Genomic DNA, 20,542 nt, shown 5'->3' with positions numbered 1-20,542 from the left:
TACTTACCAGTAACTGTTGTGGTCAGCCTTTAGGTGAAAGACTGATTTCAATCGTTGGACTGATGCGGCATAACGCCCGCAACGATTCCGACGTCTAGGACCACACCCATGCATGACATCAAAGCCATCCGCGAGAACCCTGATGCTTTCGACGCCGCTCTGGCGTTGCGCGATGAGGCGGCGATGTCGTCGACCGTGCTGGCGCTGGACGAGGAACGCCGCGCGTTGATCCTGGCCGCGGAAACCGCGCAGGCGGATCAAAAGAAGGCCTCTAAAGAGGTTGGCGCGGCCAAGGCCAAGGGGGACGAGGCCGAGTTTGAACGGCTCCGCGCTTTGGTGGCTGACAAAAAGGCCGAAGTGGCGCAGATGAACGAGGCCGCCAAGGCCAAGGATGCGGAACTCGTTGATCTGCTGATGACCATCCCCAACGCGCCGCACGGCGACGTGCCCAAGGGCGCGGATGAAGATGACAACGTGGAAATCAAACGCTGGGGCACCCCGGCCAGTTTCGATTTCCAGCCTAAAGAGCACTATGAGCTGCCCGCCGTCCAAGACGGCATGGATTTTGAAACCGCCGCCAAGCTGGCCGGCTCGCGTTTTGCGCTGCTCTCGGGCGGCGTGGCGCGCGTGCACCGGGCCTTGGCGCAGTTCATGCTGGACACCCATGTCGAAGAAAACGGCCTGACCGAAACCATCACCCCCGTGCTGGTGCGCGAAGAGATGATGTATGGCACCGGCCAGCTGCCCAAGTTCGGTGAGGACAGTTACAAGACCACCGATGGCTGGTGGCTGATCCCCACCGCCGAGGTGACGCTGACCAACATCGTGAACGGCGTGACCGTCGAAGAGGGCTACCTGCCCCGCCGCTATGTGGCGCACACGCAGTGTTTCCGCTCGGAAGCCGGGTCAGCCGGTCGGGACACCGCCGGGATGCTGCGTCAACACCAGTTTGAAAAGGTCGAGATGGTCTCGGTGACGAAACCCGAGGATTCTGAGGCCGAACACGCCCGCATGACCGCCTGCGCCGAAGGCATCTTGGAAAAGCTGGGCCTGCCCTATCGCACTGTGGTGCTGTGCACTGGTGACATGGGCTTTGGCGCGCGCCGCACCCATGACATTGAGGTCTGGTTGCCCGGTCAGGATACCTATCGCGAGATCAGCTCGGTCTCGACCTGCGGCGATTTTCAGGCGCGGCGCATGAACGCGCGGTTCAAGCCCTCTGAGGGTGGCAAGCCGCAGTTTGTGCATACGCTGAATGGCTCGGGCCTTGCGGTGGGCCGCTGCCTGATCGCGGTTCTGGAGAACGGCCAGAACGCCGATGGCTCGGTCACTTTGCCCGAGGTTTTGCACCCCTATCTGCGCGGCAAGACAACGCTGAAAGCAGATGGTACACTGGCCTGATGGACCCGATCAAAGCTGTTTTTACCTTCTGCGCCGCGCTGTTTTTCGCGCTCTCACCGCTGCTGAGCGACGGGTTCGGGACCTATGATCCCGAACTGTTCCACGACCCGCAATGGCAGGCCCCCGCCCATGTGGCGCGCTATGGGCTGCTGATGTGGGGGGTGATCTATGTCTGGACCTTGTTGAGTGCCGGGTTCGGCATGATCAAACGCGGGCAGGACCCGGCGTGGGACAGCACCCGCCTGCCACTGATCCTGTGTTTGGCGCCGGGCACGGTGTGGGCCAGCCTGTCGGGCACGGATCCGGTGATGGCGACGGTACTGATTGTCTGGATGTTGATCACAGCGGTTTGGGCACTGTTTCGCAGCCCCGCGACAGATCGGTGGTGGCTGCAAGCGCCGCTTGCCCTTTATGCGGGCTGGCTGACCTATTCGGCTTGGGCCTCGGTCGCACTGATAGGCGCTGGTTTTGGCATCCCGCTAGGCAATGCCAACTGGGCACTTGTGGCGCTGGGCGGGGCCTTGGCCACGGGCAGTATGGTGCAAAAACGCCTGAGCCGCGCGCCTGAATTTGGTCTGGCGCTGGTCTGGGCCTTTGTTGCGGTAGCGGTCGCCCATTGGGCCGATCAGGCCGCCGTGATGCTGACCGCCGCCTTCTGCGCTGTGGTCATGGGCGCCGTCAGTTGGCGGGTGCGATAATTTTTCTGTGCAACGACAGAAAAACACGATATGTGAGCGCTAACGAACCCCAAGGAGCGCCCCATGACCCCGCAAGAAGCCAGCGTGAAATCCGAAGCAATTTGTCGCCTCGCCCCGATCATCCCGGTGTTGGTGGTCGAAGACGTTGCCACCGCCAAACCCCTTGCGCAGGCGTTGGTGAAGGGCGGTCTGCCGGTGCTTGAGGTAACGCTGCGCACGGATGCTGCGCTTGAGGTCATCGCCGAAATGGCCAGCGTAGAAGGTGGCGTCGTTGGCGCGGGCACCCTGCTGACCCCTGCGGATGTCGCCGCCGCGAAGGACGCGGGCGCGACCTTTGGTGTTTCCCCCGGATCGACCCAGACATTGCTGGAGGCCTGCGAAGAAGCCGATCTGCCGCTGCTGCCGGGGGCCGCTTCGGCGTCTGAGGCAATGGCGCTGCTGGAGCGCGGCTATACGGTGCAAAAGTTCTTTCCGGCCGAAGCCGCAGGCGGTGCCAAGCTGTTGAAATCACTGGCTTCCCCGCTTCCGCAAATCCGGTTCTGCCCCACCGGTGGCGTAAGCCCGACAAACGCGACCGATTACCTGAGCCTGCCCAATGTTCTATGCGCAGGGGGCTCGTGGGTGGCGCCCAATGACCTGATCGCTAATGGCGATTGGGACGGCATCACCGCGCTGGCCGCCGAAGCCGCCGCCCTGCCGCGATAGGCGTAGCCGGGGATCGGGGGAGGGCCGCGGGGCTAGGCCTGTGGCTTTCGCGCGGCACGCCCCCCGCGGCGCTGCGGGGACGCTGGCCCCTCAAGCGCCGCATTCAGCACCTGTGTCATCGGGTGGTCGGGCGCATCCACGCCATAGAGATCCAACAAGGCCTGAACATGGGTAAATGTCTCGCCTCGGACACTGAGCGCCCAGTCCAGAAAAATGGTGCGACAATCGGGAAGGTTGATGCCCTCAATCCGATAAGCCTCGCGGATCAGTCCTTTGGGATCGAAATCCTGAACATCATTCATCTTTCATTCTCTCCAACACTTCCGAAATGATCTGATCACTGTTCATTTGGACCTGTTCCAACTGCGAGGCAAGCGTGTCTACCTCTTCGGCCCCGGTCGCCTTCAAAAAGAACACCCTCCCGCCTTCGCCCAGCTCGGACGGGTTCAGCGCCTTGTCGGTCAACAGGCTGGTCGCTAACTGAACTTTGCGAAATAAAACATAGGCTTGGCACAGGACATCCGCCTTGCCGGACTCTAACCAACCTGCCTGTAACTGTGCCCGCACATTGGTGGCCACTGCCCCGGCCATCAAGGCGGCTGTCGACGCCAACAGCTCGATATCCTGTCCCCGTCCCGGCCCCAGTTTGACATCCCAGATGCCTTTGGCGGGCTTGGCTTCGGACAAACGCCGGCGCATGTCTTCCACCCCCTCGGAAATCCGTGCGCCATCCGCCAGCCCCGCCAGCATCGCGCGGCGGAAGCTTTCGATTTGATCCCCCAGAGCAGCATCCCCCGCGATCACGCGGGCGCGGGTCAGGGCAAGGTGTTCCCATACCCAGGCCTCTTCGCGCTGATAAGTCTGGAAGGATTGAAACGAGGTCGCAACCGGCCCCTGATTGCCCGAAGGCCGCAGGCGCATGTCGACCTCATAAAGCATCCCTTCGGCCATCGGTGCCGACAGGGCGGTGACCAAAGCCTTGGTCAGGCGGGCGTAATAGGTACGCGCGGGCAGCGGGCGGCGACCCTCGGATTCTGCCACGCCATCGGCGTCATAAATCACGATCAGATCCAGATCAGAGCGCGCCGTCAGCCGCGCGGCACCAAGCGATCCCATGCCCAGAACCACAGCACCCTTGCCCGGCGGCACCCCGTGTTTTTCGGCGAAATTAGCGACGACACAGGGCCAAAGCGCGCCCAGAACGGCGCCTGCAAGATCGGCGTATTGGCTGCTGGCCTCGTCCGCATCAATCACGCCGCGCAGGAAATGTACGCCGGTGCGGAAGTGCCACTCCTTGGCCCAACGCCGTGCGGTATCCAGCTGGCCCTCGTAATCGCCCACTTCGGCCAGTCGCGCGGCCAAGTCAGTTTGCAACCCATCACGCCCGGGCCAATCGGCAAAAAAATCGCCGCCGATCACCGCGTCCAGCACGCTGGCATTGCGCGACAGATAGCGCGCAAGCTCGGGCGCAGTTGATGCGATATCAACAATCAAATCAACAAGTTGCGGGTTGGCCTGAAACAGGGAAAACACCTGAACCCCGGCTGGCAACCCCGACAGGAAACCATCAAATGCCGACAAGGCCTCTTCTGGTTTTGCGGCTGTTTGCAGCCGCGCCAGAATGCCAGGCTTCAGGCGGTTGAACAGTTCAACCGCCCGGGGCGAGCGCAACGCCGGATAGGTTGGCCAACGTTCCATGATCTGGCGCGCCGCGTCTGAAACACCATCAGACTTCGGCGTTTCCTCGGCTCCTTCGGGGGCAAAGAAGGCATCGGTCAGCTGGGCCACGGCATGCAGGCGATCACGCAGCTTAGCACGGAAATTTTCAGTGTCGCTTTCACCACAAAACCGCGCGATCCGGTCTATCCCATCCGCCGACGTGGGCATCGAATGGGTTTGGGCGTCGTTGACCATTTGCAGGCGGTGTTCGATCTCGCGGTGGGCACGGTAATGGTCGGCCAGCGCGTCCGAGGTTTCAACCGGTAGCCAGTCTTTCTCGGCCAGCTTTGCCAACCCCTCGACGGTGCCACGCACCCGCAGGTCCGGGTCGCGCCCACCGGCGATCAGCTGCCTTGTCTGGGTGAAAAACTCGATCTCGCGAATGCCGCCCTGCCCCAGTTTCAAATTGTGGCCCTCGATGGTCACGTCACCATGCAAGCCTTTGTGGTCGCGGATCGCCATGCGCATGTCATGGGCGTCCTGAATGGCCGCGAAATCCAAATGTTTGCGCCAGATGAACGGCCGCAGGCGTTCCAGATAGGCCCAACCGGCGTCCAGATCCCCGGCGCAGGGACGCGCCTTAATATGCGCGGCCCGTTCCCATGTGCGACCAAGGCTTTCATAATAACGCTCGGCCGGTTCCATCGCCAGGCAGACCGGCGTGACCGAGGCATCGGGGCGCAGCCGCAGATCGGTGCGGAACACATAGCCGTCCCCGGTGATATCCGACAGCATCGTCGCCATTTTGCGGGTCACGCGGATGAAACTAGCACGGGCGTATTGGTACTCTTTGGGGTCAAACCGGGTTTGATCAAAGAGGCAAATCAGGTCAATGTCTGACGAATAGTTCAGTTCATAGGCGCCCTGTTTGCCCATCGCCATCGCGACCATGCCGCAAGCGGTTTCTATGTCATCTTCCCCCATGCCAGGCAACTTGCCGCGCTTTACCTCGGGCGCCAGAAGCGCCTTGATCGTGGTATCAATGCACGTATCTGCCAGATTGGTCAGCGCGGTTGTGACAGGTTCCAGCGCCCAGACCCCCGCCAGATCAGCCAGCGCAATCAACAGCGCCCCGCGCCTTTTGGCCTGCCGCATCCCGACTTTCAGCTGATCCAGCGGCAGCGCACGAACATCCGCCAACAGCCCGTTCATCGCTTCCTCGGGTGTGCCCGCCAAAGCCTGCGCCAGCCATTCGGACTCGCGCCCCATCAGGTTCTTCAGATAGGGGCTGCATCCGGCGGTGCCTTGTAAAACTTCGCGCAACTCGGGCGGCAAATCCAGCAACGGGTCCGCCAATGCGGCCCCCAGTTCAGCGTCATAGGCGATGGGCGCGCGGGTAATGCGTTGGGTAAACTTCATGCCCAAGTGATGCCCTCGCCGCGCGTCTGGGTCAACGGGGTTGAAGGCCCCGCCCGCCCCGTTATTGTCGCGTTCATGAGCAAGAGTTTGAAACGTGTGAAAGCGGCGCTTGAGGCCGCAGGGGTAGAGGTTGACCTGCGCGAGGTGGGTCAGGCCCGCACCGCCGCCGAGGCCGCGGATGCCGTGGGTTGCCACATCGACCAGATCGCCAAATCCATCATCTTTCGCGGCGAAGATAGCGGTCAGGCGGTTCTGTTTCTGACCGCAGGCGGCAACCGGGTGTGTTCTGACAAAGCCACTGCTTTGGCGGGCGAGCCGTTGGGCAAGGCCGATGCCAAGTTAATCCGCGCCCAGACCGGCTTTGCCATTGGCGGGGTCGCGCCCGTGGGGCATCTGAACCCGATCCGCGCTTTTGCCGACCCACGACTGCTGGAATTCGATCTGATCTGGGCCGCAGCCGGCACGCCGCGCCATGTCTTTGCGCTAAAATCCTCTGATTTACAGCAAATGACGGGCGCGCAAGTGTCTGATTTTACGTCGCAATCAAAGTTAATGTAAAAATCATTCACATTAACCCTTGATAAAGGCGGACGCACTCCCGATCTTGAGGATGTGAAAGACATTCACATTCAACTTGAACGCAGGAGATTACAAATGAGTTCCGTCGCAACATGGCCTTCACAAGCCGAAGACTGGCTCGATCAGCGCGGTAAAGGCGCATGGATCGCGGCCATGGTTCTAAGTTTCATCTTTTTCTGGCCCCTCGGTCTTGTCCTTCTTGCCTATATGATCTGGAGTAAACGCATGTTCACCGGCTGCTCGAAACGCACCCATACCCGCCATCAAGTCCGTCACGCCTTCAAATCCTCGGGCAACAGCGCCTTTGACGCCTATAAGGCTGAAACGCTGCGCCGTCTGGAAGACGAACAAGAAGCGTTCGAAGCGTTCTTGCAACGTCTGCGTGATGCCAAGGACAAATCGGAATTTGATGACTTCATGGATGATCGCGCCCGCAAGGCGAAAGAAACCAAAGAAGCTGAACCCGTCGAGCTGTAAAAACGCTTTTCCCTCTCTGCCGCGCGCCCCATACTTGGGGCGCGTTCCCTTGCCAACAACGTGAAAGCGCCATGACCGATCTTCACTGGGGTCTGCCCGACCCGGACACACAGCCCGAGTTTTACAACGACGTCCCCGTCAAACGGCTGATTGCCTTTGTCATCGACACGGTTGTGATCTTGTTGCTGACCATTTTGGTGGTGCCATTCACCGCTTTTACCGGGCTGTTCTTTTTCCCTTTCCTGATGATGCTGGTGGGGTTCGCCTATCGGGTGGTGACGCTGGCGGCAGGTTCTGCAACCTTGGGCATGCGCCTGACATCGATCGAATTCCGCTCTGGCGATGGGCAACGCCTCAGCCTGTTTCAGGCTTTTGTGCACACGCTTACCTTCAGCATCGCCTTTTCAATGGTGGTGCCTCAGGTGATCTCGGTGGTGCTCATGTTGTCTTTGCCGCGTGGACAGGGCCTGCCCGATATGGTGCTTGGATGTGCAGCCATTAACCGTCCGGGAAGACTTTCGCGCTAAATGCTTGGCGAAGCGCGCCTGCTTTGCTAGCGTTTAAGGTAACCGCGAAAACAAACAGGTGACATGCGCCATACGCTTCCTATCGCCCCGCAGTTCTATGTAACCGCGCCGCAGCCCTGCCCCTATCTTGAGGGCCGGATGGAAAGAAAGCTGTTTACAGCCCTGCAGGGCGAAACAGCCGAACCGCTGAACAACACACTATCGTATCAGGGCTTTCGCCGGTCGCAGAACGTGCTCTACCGCCCGGCCTGCGCCGAGTGCAGCGCCTGCATGTCTGCCCGCATCCGGGTGGCTGATTTTGAGCCTAACCGCAGCCAACGCAAAACCATGCGCAAAAATGCCAGCTTGCGCCGGCATGCGACTTCGCCCTGGGCAACCGAAGAACAGTTCTCGCTGTTTCGCCGTTATCTTGACGCGCGCCACGCCGATGGCGGCATGGCCGATATGGACATTTTCGAATTCGCCGCGATGATCGAGGAAACCCCGGTTCGCTCGCGCGTCATTGAATACACCGCCCCCCCCGAGGAAGGCCGCCGCAACGGCCCGCTGATCGCCGTCAGCCTGACCGATGTTTTGGAAAACGGGGTGTCGATGGTCTATTCTTTCTATGACCCGGATTACGCCAACCACTCGCTGGGCACGCATCTGATTCTTGATCATATCGAAATCGCACGCGAGGCTGGCCTGCCCTTTGTCTATCTGGGCTACTGGGTGCCGGGCAGCCCGAAAATGGGCTATAAGGCCAAGTTTTCGGGGCTGGAAATTCACAAGGATGGCGTCTGGCAACCCCTTGGCCAGCCCGAGGACCACGCCGCCGCAACCCACCCGTTGTCGGTGGAACCCATCGCCGAACAAGTCGCGCAAATCACCCTGCCCGACACCGTCGCTCCGCCCAAAATCCGCACGTCCACCTGACCACGTGCACCCGCCGGAGCGGCCCCGCTGCGACATGAAAACAACAAAGCCGCCCCGAAGGGCGGCTTTTCATTTTGATACCCGGTCCGACGTTTAATTCGGCAGCAGGTTCGGCACGATGGTCACAATCGCCGGGAAGAACCACAGGATCGCCAGCCCCACCACCTGGATCAACACGAACGGTATGATCCCGCGATAGATATGCCCCGTCGTGACCTCCCTCGGCGCAACCCCCCTTAGATAGAACAGCGCAAAGCCAAAGGGCGGCGTCAGGAAACTGGTCTGCAGATTCACCGCGATCATGATGGTTACCCATTTCGGATCAAAGGACCCGCCATAGATCACCGGCCCCACAATCGGCACGACGATGTAGATGATTTCCAGGAAATCCAGCACAAAGCCCAGCACGAACAGCACCAGCATCACGATGAGGAACACCGTCATCTGGTTGTCGAAACTGCGCAGGAACTGCTGGATGTAATGTTCCCCCCCGAACGATATCACCACCAGGTTCAAAAGCTGCGAACCGATCAGAATGGTGAACACCATCGAGGTCACCTTGGCCGTCTCGCGCACCACAACCTTCAGCACACCCGTGCGCAGCAGCACATAACAGCTGTACAGGATGCCGAACATCGCGAAGAAATAGGTGCCGCGCGCCGCGTAATAGGCGATCAGGTCTTCCAGCGGCACGTCTTCACGCCCCAGACGCAGGTCGAACTCGGTGCCCACAAGGATCATCACAACAATCGCCAGCGACGCCCAGATGATCAAACGGCCAGACTTTTCTTCGTCCTGCAGCTTGCGATAGGCCGCCAGCATGATCGCCCCCCCTGCGCCCAGCGCCGCCGCCGGGGTCGGATTGGTGATCCCGCCCAGGATCGAGCCAAGCACAGCAACGATCAGAACCAGCGGCGGGAAGACCACACGGATCAGATCGTTCCTGCCCAACAGCCCCATCGCATAGCGCGTGCCATACAGGGCCAACAGCAAAGGAATGGCCAACAGCATCAAAGCCTGCCCCGGCGACGCATCCGGCGCCACCAGCACGGCATCGACCAGCAATGTCAACACAACCCCACCTGCCCCGATCAGCAGCGGCGTCGGGTTGGCCGAAGGCGACACGCCCCGTGCGCCGCTCATCGCGATACCAAGGAACACCAGACCAGCCAGCAAGCTGCCCGAGACCAGAGGCGCAGCTTTGATCTTGGCCGCACGGGCCTCGGCGATCTGTGCCTCGGTCAGGCGCTCGCTCTGAGCTACGCCGCCAGCGGCATCAATGGCCTGCTGCTGGGCGACTGCGTCGTCCCATTTCTCTTGCCCGTGCAGCTCGATCATCGAAACCTTGCACTGCTCGGACACGTTGGTGCGCAGCGATGCGGTCTGACCTGCGTCGGTCATGCTGTCGACTGTCAGATCCTGACTGCCCGACAGATTCATAGCACCCGCCAGAACAGCAGCAGCAATCAGACCCACAGGTACAAACAGGAACCAAGTCAGCGTTTCACTCCGGGTCACCGGCTCGCTGCTGGAGCCTTCAAACACCACCGGGGGGGCTTTGCTCGGGTTCAGCACCGCATAGCCAAAGGCGTAGGCCCCATAGAGAAAAGCCAGCATGATCCCGGGCAGGATCGCGGCCTGAAACAGCGTGCCAACGGAAACTACCGCGGCCTCACCCAGATAGGTCAGCGCATCGGAACAGCCCGCAAGCGCGGCGCGTTCTTCCTGCGCGGCTGAATACAGATCCCCCGCCAAAGTGCCCAGCAGAACGATCACGATAGAAGGCGGAATGATCTGTCCCAGCGTGCCCGACGCGGCGATCACACCGGTCGCCAACTCGGGCGAGTATTTGTTGCGCAACATCGTGGGCAGTGACAGCAGGCCCATGGTCACCACGGTCGCGCCAACGATGCCGGTGGAGGCGGCCAGAAACGCCCCCACAACCACAACAGACACGGCCAGACCACCGGGCAGCGGCCCAAAGACGCGCGCCATGGTGGTCAGCAGATCGTTGGCGATCTTGGAACGCTCCAGCGTGATGCCCATCAGAACGAACATCAGCACCGCCAGCAGGGTCTCAATCGACTGACCGGCCAGAACCCGCTCGTTCATCCGGTTCACCACGAACGAGATGTTCCGGTTCATCGCGGTTTCCCAGCCCTGCGGGAAAACCGCTTCGGCATATCTTGGTAAGTCCGGGTACCTAAAGGTTGATATCGCGTCCGGGTGGATGCCTTGGGCAACCAGCGCATTGTAAGCCGCGCTTGAGGTATCAATCGCTTGGTGGATCAACAGGCCCGCGCTATCCAGCGCGGCAATGATCCCAAACGAGATAACCCCGGCCCCGCCAATGGCAAACGCCACCGGAAAGCCTGAAAGAATGCCCCCAAAGAGGCACAGGAAAACGATGATCAGGCCAATCTCGACGCCATCAAGTCCAAACATGTCTCATCTGCCTCTAGTTAGTGCGTGCCTTCAAAGGCTTCTTCGCCTTCGCCAAGCGTGTCTTTATCCAGGTATTTGCCTTCGCTTTCCGGCCCCTCAACGAACTCGAGGAACGAGCGATAGAAGAAGGCGACGGCTTGCAGGAAGATCAATCCGCAGTAGGCCAGCAACAGAACCTTGAACAGGAAGTAGGCGTTGAACCCGTTGGGCGAAAAGCCAATGGTTTCAACGTTCCAGCGCACCGCGCGCGCCTTAAGCATCAGCTTGTCCAGCGTATCGGTGGCCGAGGGTTTCGGTGTGATCAGGTGACGCCACAAGAAGTACCAGGCATACATCCATGTCAGCACTGCCACCGGCATCATGAACAGAAGCGACCCCAACATGTCGATCACCCGCTTGGTGCGGTGCGACACGCCGGAATAGATTAGATCAACCCGCACATGACCGCCCTGCACAAAGGTGTAGGTGGCACAGAGCGCCACGATCATCGCGTTATACAGCTTCAGTTCTTCGGACCACCACGACAGATCCTTGGCGAAGAACCCAAAGGAAATTTCAGAGACGCGGAAGATTCGTTGCAAGAACACGATCATGATCTGCTGCAACACCATCAACAGACCAGCCCAGGCAAAGAAGCGACCCACCGTATTGGCAAAGCCTTCCAACACCCGCACATAGCCCCACATGATTTCGCGGCGCCAAAGCCCTATAACGGTTGCCAAAATGAGCAATGTCATGATGGCGGCAAAGAACTCGACCGAGCCGCCGTAATAAACAATCGTCATGATGGTTTGTTTTGTGGACAGTTCCAACAGTGCCTCCCCCGTCTTTACTGCGCTAAAGGGCGCAGTGGCGAATACACCCCGGGCCTAAAAGGACCCGGGGCGCATCATTTTCATGTGTAAGGCTTAGCCCAGAACGCGGTCACGCTGAGAGCGATAGGCGCCCTCACCCTGCGTCAGCCAGCCCGACGACGCTTTGGTCGAGTCGGCAAGGCTGTTACGAATACGCGCGAACAGTTCGTCGTCCATGTACTCGTTCAGGGTGTCGTTTGCGGCGGTACCGAAGGCATCCCAGACGCTGTCGGGGAATTCCAGAACCTTGACGCCAGCAGCCTGCAGGCGCTGCAGCGCTGCACCGTTGTTGGTCAGGAACTGAGCCAGGTTCCACTGGTGCGCTTCGCCAGCTGCAATCTCGATGATCTTCTGCTGACCGGCGGGCAGGCTTTCATAGACTTCGCGGTTGGTGGCCAGCGACAGACCTGCAGCAGGTTCGTGGAAACCAGCGGTATAGTAGAACTTGGTGATTTCCTGGAAACCGGCTTTTTCATCCGCCCAGGGGCCGATCCACTCGGTGCCGTCCAACGCCCCAGACGCCAGCGCCTGATACACTTCCGAACCCGGCAGGTTCTGAACCGAAGCACCCAGTTTACCGAGTGCCTGTCCACCCATGCCCGGCATGCGGAACTTCAGACCCTGGAAGTCTTCAGGGCCATTGATTTCCTTGCGGTACCAACCGCCAGCCTGAGCACCGGTGTTGCCGGCCAGGAACGACTTCAGGCCAAAGATCTGGCCAAGTTCGTCATGCAGTTCCATACCGCCATCGTGGTAGTACCAGTTGGCCATTTCCTGTGCGGTCGAGCCAAAAGGCGCGGCGGTGAAGAACTGGTAACCCGGGTGCTGACCGGTGAAGTAGTAGTCAGCAGCGTGATACATGTCAGCCTGACCCGAGGTCACAGCATCAAAGACTTCGAATGCGCCAACCAATTCGCCAGCGGCTTTAACTTCGACGGTAAGGTCGCCGTCGGTCATTGCGGTAATGGTATCAGCACAACGCTGTGCAGCATCAAACACACCAGCAAGACCACGCCCCCACGAGGTCACCATCGTCAGGGTACGTTTGCCCTGAGCATAGGCCGGAGCGGCAAGAGTCGAAGCGGCAGCGGCAGAACCGCCAAGTGCAGACGTACGTAGGAATGAACGTCGATCCATCAGGTATTTCCTCCCATGAAAAGCCCACCCTTTGGCGGGCGGATCGTATCTAGTGGAAAAACCGTAACGAGCCACAGGATTAGAATAAATACCAAGTAGTACGTAGATCGCCAGAAAATCCGGAAAAACCTCAATGTTTTCGCCTAAATGTTGCGCATCGGTGAGACGATTGACGCCAAGCATCTGTCTGCCCATGCTAAGACATGCCGCTTTGGCCCCCAGGAGACCACAAGACGTGACCGCCTCGCCCTTGAACCCGTTCAGCCGTATCAAGCTGACCTATGCGCAAAAGCTGTTCTTTACGGCGACTGTGCCTCTCTTGCTGGCGGCGGCGGCAATTTCGGTGGTCGTGGTGCACCAGTCGCGTCAGATGTCGGAACGGGAAATCGCCGCACTAGAGACCCAGCTGATTGACGCCAAGAAGGCCGAGTTGAAAAACTATCTGTCGCTGGCGCGCACCGCCTTTCTGGCCAAGTATGGGCGCGCCCTGCCCGACGACGAAGCCGCAAAGGTTGATGTTTCGCAAATCCTGTCTTCCATGATTTACGGGCAGGATGGCTACTTTTTTGTCTATGACTATGACGGCACCAATCTGGTCAGTCCGCGCCAAACCGAATTCATTAACCGCAACTGGGCCGGGCTGACCGACAGCAACGGAACACAGGTGGTGGACCGGCTGATCGAACTAGCGCGCACCGGCGGGGGGTATCACAGCTATCTTTGGACCAAACCGTCCACCGGAGATCAGGCGCAAATGGTGTCTTATGTCATCGGATTGCAAGACTGGAAGTGGGTCGTTGGCACCGGCATATTCATCGACGATATCCAAAAGACCGTCGCCGCCTCGCGTGCCCAAACCGAAGCGCGCGTCACCCATACGTTTCAGCTGATCGGGGTGATCACCATGGCAGCCGTGCTGCTGGTCTTTATGTCCGGGCTGGTCATCAACATCCGCGAGCGGCGCCTTGCGGATGCCAAGCTCAAGCAACTGACCCAGCGGATTTTCGACACACAGGAAGAAGAGCGCGGCCGCGTGGCGCGCGAATTGCACGACAGTATCAGCCAGATGCTGGTCGGCGTGCGCTATATGATGGAGCTGACCGCGCGCCGCCTGAAACTGGGCGACAGCCGCGCCCATGAAGGGGTCGAGAAAAGCATTTCGGGCCTGAACGGCGCCATCCAAGAGGTCCGCCGGATTTCGCGCGACCTGCGCCCCGGCGTTCTGGACGATCTGGGCCTTGGCCCTGCCCTGCACGCTCTGACCGAAGAGTTCGAACAGCGCACGGGTATTAGAACTGATTTCCGCACAGTCGTTTTCCGAAATCTGCTGGATCAGGAATCCAAAATCGCGCTCTATCGCGTGGCGCAAGAAGCGCTGACCAACATCGAGCGCCACTCGGGTGCGGATCATGTCACCATGGATTTGCGCGGCGACAGGCTGGGCGCACGACTGCGTATCGAAGACAACGGGCGCGGCTTTGAAACCGATGGCGCTTCTGGTGCCGTGCACAGCGGTCTGGGGCTTCGCAATATGCAGGAACGCATGGAACAGCTGGACGGCACATTGCGGTTGCTTTCAACCCGCAGCGGCGCTTTGATCGAAGCCCGGGTCCCCCTGACGCATATGCTGCAAACCAAATCCAAAAAGAGGATCAGCGCATGAGTGAACCATCACGCGTGGCAATTGTCGATGATCACCCGATGGTCGCTGAAGGGATTGAGGCGATCCTTGAAACCTATGACGATCTGACCGTGGTGGGCACGCTAAGCAATGGGCAACAGGTGATCGACCAGCTGGAAACACTGGCGCCAGATGTGATCCTGCTGGATCTGAACATGCCACAAGTGAACGGGCTAACCGCGACCGAGATCATTCTGGAACGCCGCCCGCAAACCAAGATCCTGATCCTGTCGATGCATGACAGTTCGGAGTACATCAATTCGGCGCTTAGCCACGGCGCCGCTGGCTACGTGCTCAAAGACGTTCCAACCGAAGAGATCAAACGCGCAATTGATGCGGTCATGGCGGGACAGCAATATCTGTGCCCCGGCGCTTCCAGATCGCTAAAGCCTGCGCTCGCAAACGAACGCGAACAGCTGACCAATCGCGAGCAGTCGATCCTGTTGCAGCTGGCGCAGGGCAAATCCAACAAAGAAGTCGCGCTTGAACTGGATATTTCGGTCCGCACGGTCGAAACCCATCGCAAAAATATCAAGCGCAAGCTGGGGATCAGCTCGACCGCCGGCCTGACCCGATATGCGCTGGAACACGGTGTTTTGCAGGGAACTGGGCGTATATAGCCCGCAAGCGACCTGAAAGTTACCGGATTCGCCGTTTCAAATCGCGCAAATTTCTCTGAAATGCCGATCTGCGCAATTTTTGAAAACGAAAACCACCTCCAGCGACACAAAATATAGAATTTTGCCGTTGACGCCCCTTTTCCACCCACATAATGTCGCCGCGCACGCGATTAGAAAGGAACCCCGGGAATGGAACGCATTCTCGTCGTCGTAGGAGACAGGCGCATGGGCCGGTAACGGACACCATAACGGTACCCCATGCGCCCCCGCCAAGACGGGGGCTTTTTTATTTCAGCGCCAATGTGTGACGTGAAGGATGACAAGATGGCACAAACGATGACCGGTGCAAAAATGGTGGTTCAGGCCATGAAGGACCACGGCGTAGAGGTGGTCTTTGGCTACCCGGGTGGCGCAGTGCTGCCCATCTATGACGAAATCTTCCAGCAAAACGACATCAAGCACATTCTTGTCCGCCATGAACAAGCCGCCGTGCACGCCGCCGAAGGCTATGCCCGCACCACCGGCAAGCCCGGCGTTGTTCTGGTAACATCGGGCCCCGGCGCGACCAACGCGGTCACCGGCCTGACCGATGCCCTGTTGGATTCAATCCCGCTAGTGGTTTTCTCGGGTCAGGTTCCGACCTTCATGATCGGCACCGACGGCTTCCAAGAGGCCGACACCGTGGGCATCACCCGCCCCTGCACCAAGCACAACTGGCTGGTTAAAGACACTGACAAGCTGTCGCCCACCATCCACGAGGCCTTCCACGTGGCCTCCACCGGCCGCCCCGGCCCGGTTCTGATCGACATCCCCAAGGACGTTCAGTTTGCCTCGGGCGACTATATCGAGCCGCGCAAGGTCATCCAGTCGCGCTACAACCCACCTGTCAAAGGCGACATCGAAACGATCACACGTTTGGTCGAAGCCATGGAAAGCGCCGAACGCCCGATTTTCTACACCGGTGGCGGTGTGATCAACTCGGGCGATGCCGCCAGCCAATTGCTGCGCGAACTGGTGGATGCCACCGGCTTCCCGATCACATCGACCCTGATGGGTCTGGGTGCCTATCCGGCGTCGGGCGACAACTGGCTGGGCATGCTGGGCATGCATGGCTTGTATGAGGCCAACCTGGCGATGCACGGCTGTGATCTGATGATCAACATCGGCGCCCGTTTCGACGACCGGATCACCGGGCGTCTGGCTGATTTTAGCCCCGACTCGCTGAAGGCGCATATCGACATCGATCCCAGCTCGATCAACAAGGTCATCCATGTTGAGCTGCCCATCGTCGGCGATGTCGCCCATGTGCTGGAAGACATGCTGCGCATCTGGAAATCCCGTGGTCGCAAGACCAACAAGTCGGGCCTGAAACAGTGGTGGGATCAGATCAACGACTGGAAAAAGGTCAACTGCCTTGCCTACACCGGCTCGGAAAAGACCATCAAACCGCAATATGCCCTGCAGCGGTTCGAAGAACTAACCAAAGGCATGGACCGCTACGTCACCACCGAGGTCGGTCAGCACCAGATGTGGGCCGCGCAATACATCGGGTTTGAAGACCCCAACCGCTGGATGACCTCGGGCGGGCTGGGCACCATGGGCTATGGCTTCCCGGCGTCGATCGGCGTGCAGCTGGCCCACCCCGACGCGCTGGTTGTGAACGTCGCCGGTGAGGCATCTTGGCTGATGAACATGCAGGAAATGGGCACCGCCGTGCAGTATCGCCTGCCGGTGAAACAGTTCATCCTGAACAACGAACGTCTGGGCATGGTCCGTCAGTGGCAGCAGCTGCTGCATGGCGAGCGGTATAGCTCGTCGTGGTCCGAGGCCTTGCCCGATTTCGTCAAACTGGCCGAGGCCTTTGGCGCCAAAGGCATCATCTGCTCCGACCCCGCCGATCTGGACGACGCCATCATGGAGATGGTCAACCATGATGGCCCGGTGATCTTTGATTGTCTGGTGGAAAAGCACGAAAACTGCTTCCCGATGATCCCGTCAGGCTCGCCCCATAACGAGATGCTGCTGGGCGACGCCAACGCCACCAACGCCATCGGCGCCAAAGGCGCGGTTTTGGTTTAAGAAAGGTCTGCAAATGTCTGCTTTAAAATTGAAAAAAGGCCTCTCGAAACATTCGGCCTATGATCTGAAAGACCCCAACGCCGATGTCCGCGAAAGCCACACTCTGGCGGTGATTGTCGACAACGAAGCGGGCGTTCTGGCCCGTGTCATCGGCCTGTTTTCAGGCCGTGGCTATAACATCGACAGCCTGACCGTGGCCGAAGTCGATCACGAAGGCCACCGCTCTCGCATCACCATCGTCACCCGCGGCACGCCGACGATCATCGAACAGATCAAGGCGCAGCTGGGTCGGATCGTGCCGGTGCATGACGTGCATGACCTGACGGTCGAGGGCCCGTCGGTGGAACGCGAGCTGGCGCTCTTCAAGGTCGAAGGCGCGGGCGACAAACGGGTCGAGGCCCTGCGTCTGGCCGACATCTTCCGCGCCAACGCGGTGGACAGCACGCTGGAGAGCTTTGTGTTCGAACTGACCGGCTCACCCGAGAAAATCGACGCCTTCGCCGAGCTGATGCGCCCCTTGGGCCTGATCGAAGTGGCACGCACCGGCGTGGCCGCCTTAGCGCGCGGCGTCTGACATAGCTGCACAGATTATGTTGAACGGCGCCCCTACCCGGGCGCCGTTTTTGCATCATATACTGGGTAAAGGAGACGCATCATGACCTTTCGCCCTGTAAAATCCATATCCCACGCGCAACCCACGATGGAGGGCGCGGGCGTGCATCTGCACCGCGCTTTTGGCTTTGGAGACACCACCGAATCCGACCCGTTCTTGCTGTTTGACGACTTCAGAAACGATGACCCGGCGCACTATAAACGTGGCTTCCCGTGGCACCCCCATCGCGGCATTGAAACCATCACCTATGTGCTGGAAGGCACCGTCGAACATGGCGACAGCCTTGGCAATCGCGGCCAGTTGGGCGCAGGCTCGGTGCAATGGATGACCGCCGGCTCGGGCATCATGCATCAGGAAATGCCCAGCGGGAACGCCAAGGGCCAGATGCACGGGTTTCAGCTGTGGGCCAACCTGCCTTCCAGCCTGAAAATGACCGCCCCGCGCTATCAGGACATCACGGCGTCAGACATCCCCGAAGAAATCGACGATGACGGCACCCGCGTGAAGATTATCACCGGGAATTTCTGGGGTAAGTCCGGCCCGGTCGACGGCATCGCCGCCGAGCCGATGTATCTGGACGTGTCCGTACCGCCCAATACCACCAAGCGCCTGCCCGTGGATACCTACGCCAGCGCCTTTGCCTATGTCTTTGCAGGCGCAGGGAAATTTCGCGATGCCTCTGCCCCGCAAGGGGTGCGGGTGGAAAAGGAATTTGCCGGCGAAGAGCTGAACATTCGCGACATGACCGGCAATCGCACGCTGGTGCGGTTCGATACAGGCGATGAGATCGAAGTAACCGCCGGCCCTGACGGCATGCGCATTTTGCTGGTCACCGGGCGGCCCATTCAGGAACCCGTCGCTTGGCACGGGCCGATCGTGATGAACACCCAGGCCGAGCTGCGTCAGGCCATGTCTGACCTGCAAAACGGCACTTTCATCAAACCGGCGATCTAAACCCGCGCGTCCCTTCTTTTGCACTTTCCTGCGGGCGGCCTGCGTGCCACCAATATGGAAAATGCAAAAGAAGGACATTTTCATGAGTGAATTGATTTTATACGGCCACAAGGATTCCGGTCACGCCTGCAAGGTTGCCCTTGCCCTGTCTTTGGCAGGCCTTGACCACCAAACCAAACCCGTCGACATATGGGCGCCGCGCGACACACGGCCCGCCGAGTTTCTGGCCGTCAGCCCCTTTGGCGAAGTGCCCTTGCTGTTGATCGACGGCGTACCGCACACCCAATCAGGCGCGATTCTTTTGGAAATTGCCACGCGGTTTCAATGTCTTGGCGGCGACGACCCGCGCTCCCTGCAACGCGGCCGCGAGTTGCTGATGTGGGAGGCCAACCGCATCGGCATGTGCCTGCCCCAGCTCAAAGAAGCGCAGCGGGTCAACGGCGAAGGCTTTCCGCCCGGCGCGATCGAATGGCTGTTAGGCCGCTATGACGCCGATTGCGCCAACTTCGCCGTGTTGCTGGGCGATCAGCCGTTTTTTCACGGCGCGACCCCCGGCATCGGCGATTGCGCCATCTGGGGCTATACCCAATGGCTGGCCGAAGCAGGCGTCAAACCCACGGACACGATGCAAGGCTGGATCGACCGCATGCAGGGGCTGGATGCCATGAAACCCCCGGCGTCATTTTTTGGCGGCTAGACGTAATTAGGGGCGCCCGAAGGCGCCCCTCTGATCCCATCGTTGGGGGGCGAAAAGGATCAGTTTTGCGGCGCCATCAGCGTCTCGGACGCGACAGCCGTTTCCTCGACATTCAGAACGCCATCGCCGTCCACATCCAAAGCGGCAAAAGCTTCTTCGGTCAGTTCCGGGTACACCACGCGGATTTCTTCTATGGTGACAACACCGTCTGCATCGGCATCCATCACCGGTGCGCTGTCCTGGGCCAAGGCGGGGACGGTCAGACCAAACAACACGGTGGCAGCTACGGGTACAAACTTCATGGTTCACTCCTTTGAACAAGCGCCCGGCAACATGCCCGACGCTAGGGTGACCATGCCGCACCCCGCCGGGTGCAAACCATGCCCACCACCTGCGCATCCCGTTTTGCGCAAACACCTGCACGAATCTGTGTAAACGCCCGGCACGCGCCCGCTCAGCCAAATCGGCGCTGCGCTTGACAGCGGCCCCCTGCCCGGGCCCCACCCGCTAATCGGCGGTCAGACGCACAAAAAACCACCCCCACGGACACCGGCAGAATCAAGCGCAAAGAAGAAGGGGCGCCCGAAGGCGCCCCAGTTTCGCTGATAAGGCTCACTCTTTATGTACCGCCCGGTTTATTGCCTGCGGCCTTATCCGCGTCAGGGGCGAGCGCACCCGCCCCGTGTCAGAATTTCATCACTCCGCAGCGACCTGATTCAATCGGCTCAGAGTCGTCGCGACTTTCAGCTCAGGAGCTCCCTTCACGTATCCAGTAAACTCTCCTACTTCACCGACAAACTTGCCCTCTAGAACAAGCTTAAAATTTCTGAGAGGGCCGAAGATGGACTGCGATCCGGAACTATGCTGATTAACGCTCAACTCGCCAACCAAATCGCTTCCACGCGGTGTGAACTCGCCGTTGAACGAAAACCAAGAATCGCCGCCACTCACCTGAAGATCAGCAACCACTACAACTCCGGCGCCAAATGACCCAAGGTTGCTTCGAAATTTAACGGCGTAGGAACCGTCGAACTTTCCATAAGACATATTGTATGTCCCCTTTTTCCACAGGCAAATCCACT

At 59.7% G+C, this 20,542-nt stretch carries 19 protein-coding genes and 1 pseudogene; 13 read left to right on the top strand and 7 right to left on the bottom strand.

What is annotated here, in order from left to right; translation table 11 throughout:
• Nucleotides 1-108: 108 nt before the first annotated feature.
• The 3 genes from serS (at nt 109) to eda (ending at nt 2,804) form a co-directional block, all read left to right on the top strand.
• Complete coding sequence (serS, locus tag ATO10_RS01805) at nt 109-1,401, top strand: serine--tRNA ligase (RefSeq protein ID WP_035247235.1); 1,293 nt, start codon at nt 109-111, stop codon at nt 1,399-1,401.
• The gene (locus ATO10_RS01800) at nt 1,401-2,099 is read left to right on the top strand and encodes a hypothetical protein (RefSeq protein WP_051597886.1); all 699 of its coding nucleotides are present in this window, start codon (nt 1,401-1,403) and stop codon (nt 2,097-2,099) included. The genes serS and ATO10_RS01800 overlap by 1 nt, the downstream gene beginning before the upstream one ends.
• Before the next feature lie 63 nt (nt 2,100-2,162).
• Nucleotides 2,163-2,804, top strand: a complete 642-nt coding sequence (gene eda, locus ATO10_RS01795) for a bifunctional 4-hydroxy-2-oxoglutarate aldolase/2-dehydro-3-deoxy-phosphogluconate aldolase (RefSeq protein WP_035247233.1) — start codon at nt 2,163-2,165, stop codon at nt 2,802-2,804.
• A gap of 32 nt (nt 2,805-2,836) precedes the next feature.
• Here the strand turns inward: eda and ATO10_RS01790 are convergent, their stop codons facing one another.
• Together ATO10_RS01790 and ATO10_RS01785 are read right to left on the bottom strand one after the other, a co-directional pair.
• The gene (locus ATO10_RS01790; RefSeq protein ID WP_035247232.1) at nt 2,837-3,106 is read right to left on the bottom strand and encodes a hypothetical protein; all 270 of its coding nucleotides are present in this window, start codon (nt 3,104-3,106) and stop codon (nt 2,837-2,839) included.
• Nucleotides 3,099-5,882, bottom strand: coding sequence for a [protein-PII] uridylyltransferase family protein (locus ATO10_RS01785; protein ID WP_035247230.1), 2,784 nt, complete (start codon nt 5,880-5,882; stop codon nt 3,099-3,101). The genes ATO10_RS01790 and ATO10_RS01785 overlap by 8 nt, the downstream gene beginning before the upstream one ends.
• A 75-nt stretch (nt 5,883-5,957) precedes the next feature.
• Between ATO10_RS01785 and ATO10_RS01780 the strand changes: the two genes are divergently transcribed.
• From ATO10_RS01780 to ATO10_RS01765, 4 genes are all read left to right on the top strand, one after another.
• On the top strand, nt 5,958-6,440 hold the full coding sequence (locus ATO10_RS01780) for a YbaK/EbsC family protein (RefSeq protein WP_035248269.1): 483 nt from the start codon (nt 5,958-5,960) through the stop codon (nt 6,438-6,440).
• 96 nt (nt 6,441-6,536) lie between these two features.
• Complete coding sequence (locus tag ATO10_RS01775) at nt 6,537-6,938, top strand: DUF2852 domain-containing protein (protein ID WP_035247228.1); 402 nt, start codon at nt 6,537-6,539, stop codon at nt 6,936-6,938.
• Between the two features lie 71 nt (nt 6,939-7,009).
• Nucleotides 7,010-7,465, top strand: coding sequence for an RDD family protein (locus ATO10_RS01770; RefSeq protein WP_035247226.1), 456 nt, complete (start codon nt 7,010-7,012; stop codon nt 7,463-7,465).
• Between the two features lie 63 nt (nt 7,466-7,528).
• A complete protein-coding gene (locus ATO10_RS01765; protein WP_035247224.1) occupies nt 7,529-8,380 on the top strand; it encodes an arginyltransferase in 852 nt (283 codons plus the stop codon).
• A 93-nt stretch (nt 8,381-8,473) separates the two neighbouring features.
• On the opposite strand, the gene ATO10_RS01760 is transcribed toward ATO10_RS01765, so the two are convergent.
• From ATO10_RS01760 to ATO10_RS01750, 3 genes and pseudogenes are all read right to left on the bottom strand, one after another.
• Nucleotides 8,474-10,825 carry a TRAP transporter large permease gene (locus ATO10_RS01760; RefSeq protein ID WP_035247221.1) on the bottom strand — a complete coding sequence of 784 codons (2,352 nt, stop codon included), beginning with the start codon at nt 10,823-10,825 and terminating at the stop codon, nt 8,474-8,476.
• 17 nt (nt 10,826-10,842) lie between these two features.
• Nucleotides 10,843-11,661: pseudogene (locus ATO10_RS01755) on the bottom strand (TRAP transporter small permease subunit); the annotation flags it as partial.
• 72 nt (nt 11,662-11,733) lie between these two features.
• Nucleotides 11,734-12,816 carry a TRAP transporter substrate-binding protein gene (locus ATO10_RS01750; RefSeq protein WP_035247215.1) on the bottom strand — a complete coding sequence of 361 codons (1,083 nt, stop codon included), beginning with the start codon at nt 12,814-12,816 and terminating at the stop codon, nt 11,734-11,736.
• A 235-nt stretch (nt 12,817-13,051) separates the two neighbouring features.
• Here ATO10_RS01750 and ATO10_RS01745 point away from each other — a divergent pair, with 235 nt between their 5' ends.
• The 6 genes from ATO10_RS01745 (at nt 13,052) to ATO10_RS01720 (ending at nt 19,460) form a co-directional block, all read left to right on the top strand.
• The gene (locus tag ATO10_RS01745; protein ID WP_238323334.1) at nt 13,052-14,479 is read left to right on the top strand and encodes a cache domain-containing protein; all 1,428 of its coding nucleotides are present in this window, start codon (nt 13,052-13,054) and stop codon (nt 14,477-14,479) included.
• Entirely contained in the window at nt 14,476-15,117 is a 642-nt protein-coding gene (locus ATO10_RS01740; protein WP_035247211.1) for a response regulator transcription factor, read from the top strand. Before ATO10_RS01745 ends, ATO10_RS01740 begins: the two co-directional genes overlap by 4 nt.
• 324 nt (nt 15,118-15,441) lie before the next feature.
• Nucleotides 15,442-17,196: an acetolactate synthase 3 large subunit gene (locus tag ATO10_RS01735; protein ID WP_035248266.1), complete on the top strand. Its 1,755-nt coding sequence runs from the start codon at nt 15,442-15,444 to the stop codon at nt 17,194-17,196.
• Between the two features lie 13 nt (nt 17,197-17,209).
• Nucleotides 17,210-17,770: an acetolactate synthase small subunit gene (ilvN, locus tag ATO10_RS01730; RefSeq protein WP_035247208.1), complete on the top strand. Its 561-nt coding sequence runs from the start codon at nt 17,210-17,212 to the stop codon at nt 17,768-17,770.
• Between the two features lie 81 nt (nt 17,771-17,851).
• Nucleotides 17,852-18,763, top strand: a complete 912-nt coding sequence (locus ATO10_RS01725) for a pirin family protein (protein WP_035247206.1) — start codon at nt 17,852-17,854, stop codon at nt 18,761-18,763.
• A gap of 82 nt (nt 18,764-18,845) precedes the next feature.
• Nucleotides 18,846-19,460, top strand: coding sequence for a glutathione S-transferase family protein (locus ATO10_RS01720; RefSeq protein WP_035247203.1), 615 nt, complete (start codon nt 18,846-18,848; stop codon nt 19,458-19,460).
• Nucleotides 19,461-19,519: 59 nt separating this feature from the next.
• Here the strand turns inward: ATO10_RS01720 and ATO10_RS01715 are convergent, their stop codons facing one another.
• Together ATO10_RS01715 and ATO10_RS01710 are read right to left on the bottom strand one after the other, a co-directional pair.
• The gene (locus ATO10_RS01715) at nt 19,520-19,762 is read right to left on the bottom strand and encodes an EF-hand domain-containing protein (RefSeq protein WP_035247200.1); all 243 of its coding nucleotides are present in this window, start codon (nt 19,760-19,762) and stop codon (nt 19,520-19,522) included.
• A 394-nt stretch (nt 19,763-20,156) separates the two neighbouring features.
• Nucleotides 20,157-20,507, bottom strand: coding sequence for a GrlR family regulatory protein (locus tag ATO10_RS01710; protein WP_035247197.1), 351 nt, complete (start codon nt 20,505-20,507; stop codon nt 20,157-20,159).
• Nucleotides 20,508-20,542 lie beyond the last annotated feature (35 nt).

The organism is Actibacterium atlanticum (assembly GCF_000671395.1).
Lineage (GTDB): Bacteria > Pseudomonadota > Alphaproteobacteria > Rhodobacterales > Rhodobacteraceae > Actibacterium_D > Actibacterium_D atlanticum.
This window is presented reverse-complemented; position numbering and strand designations above follow the sequence as displayed.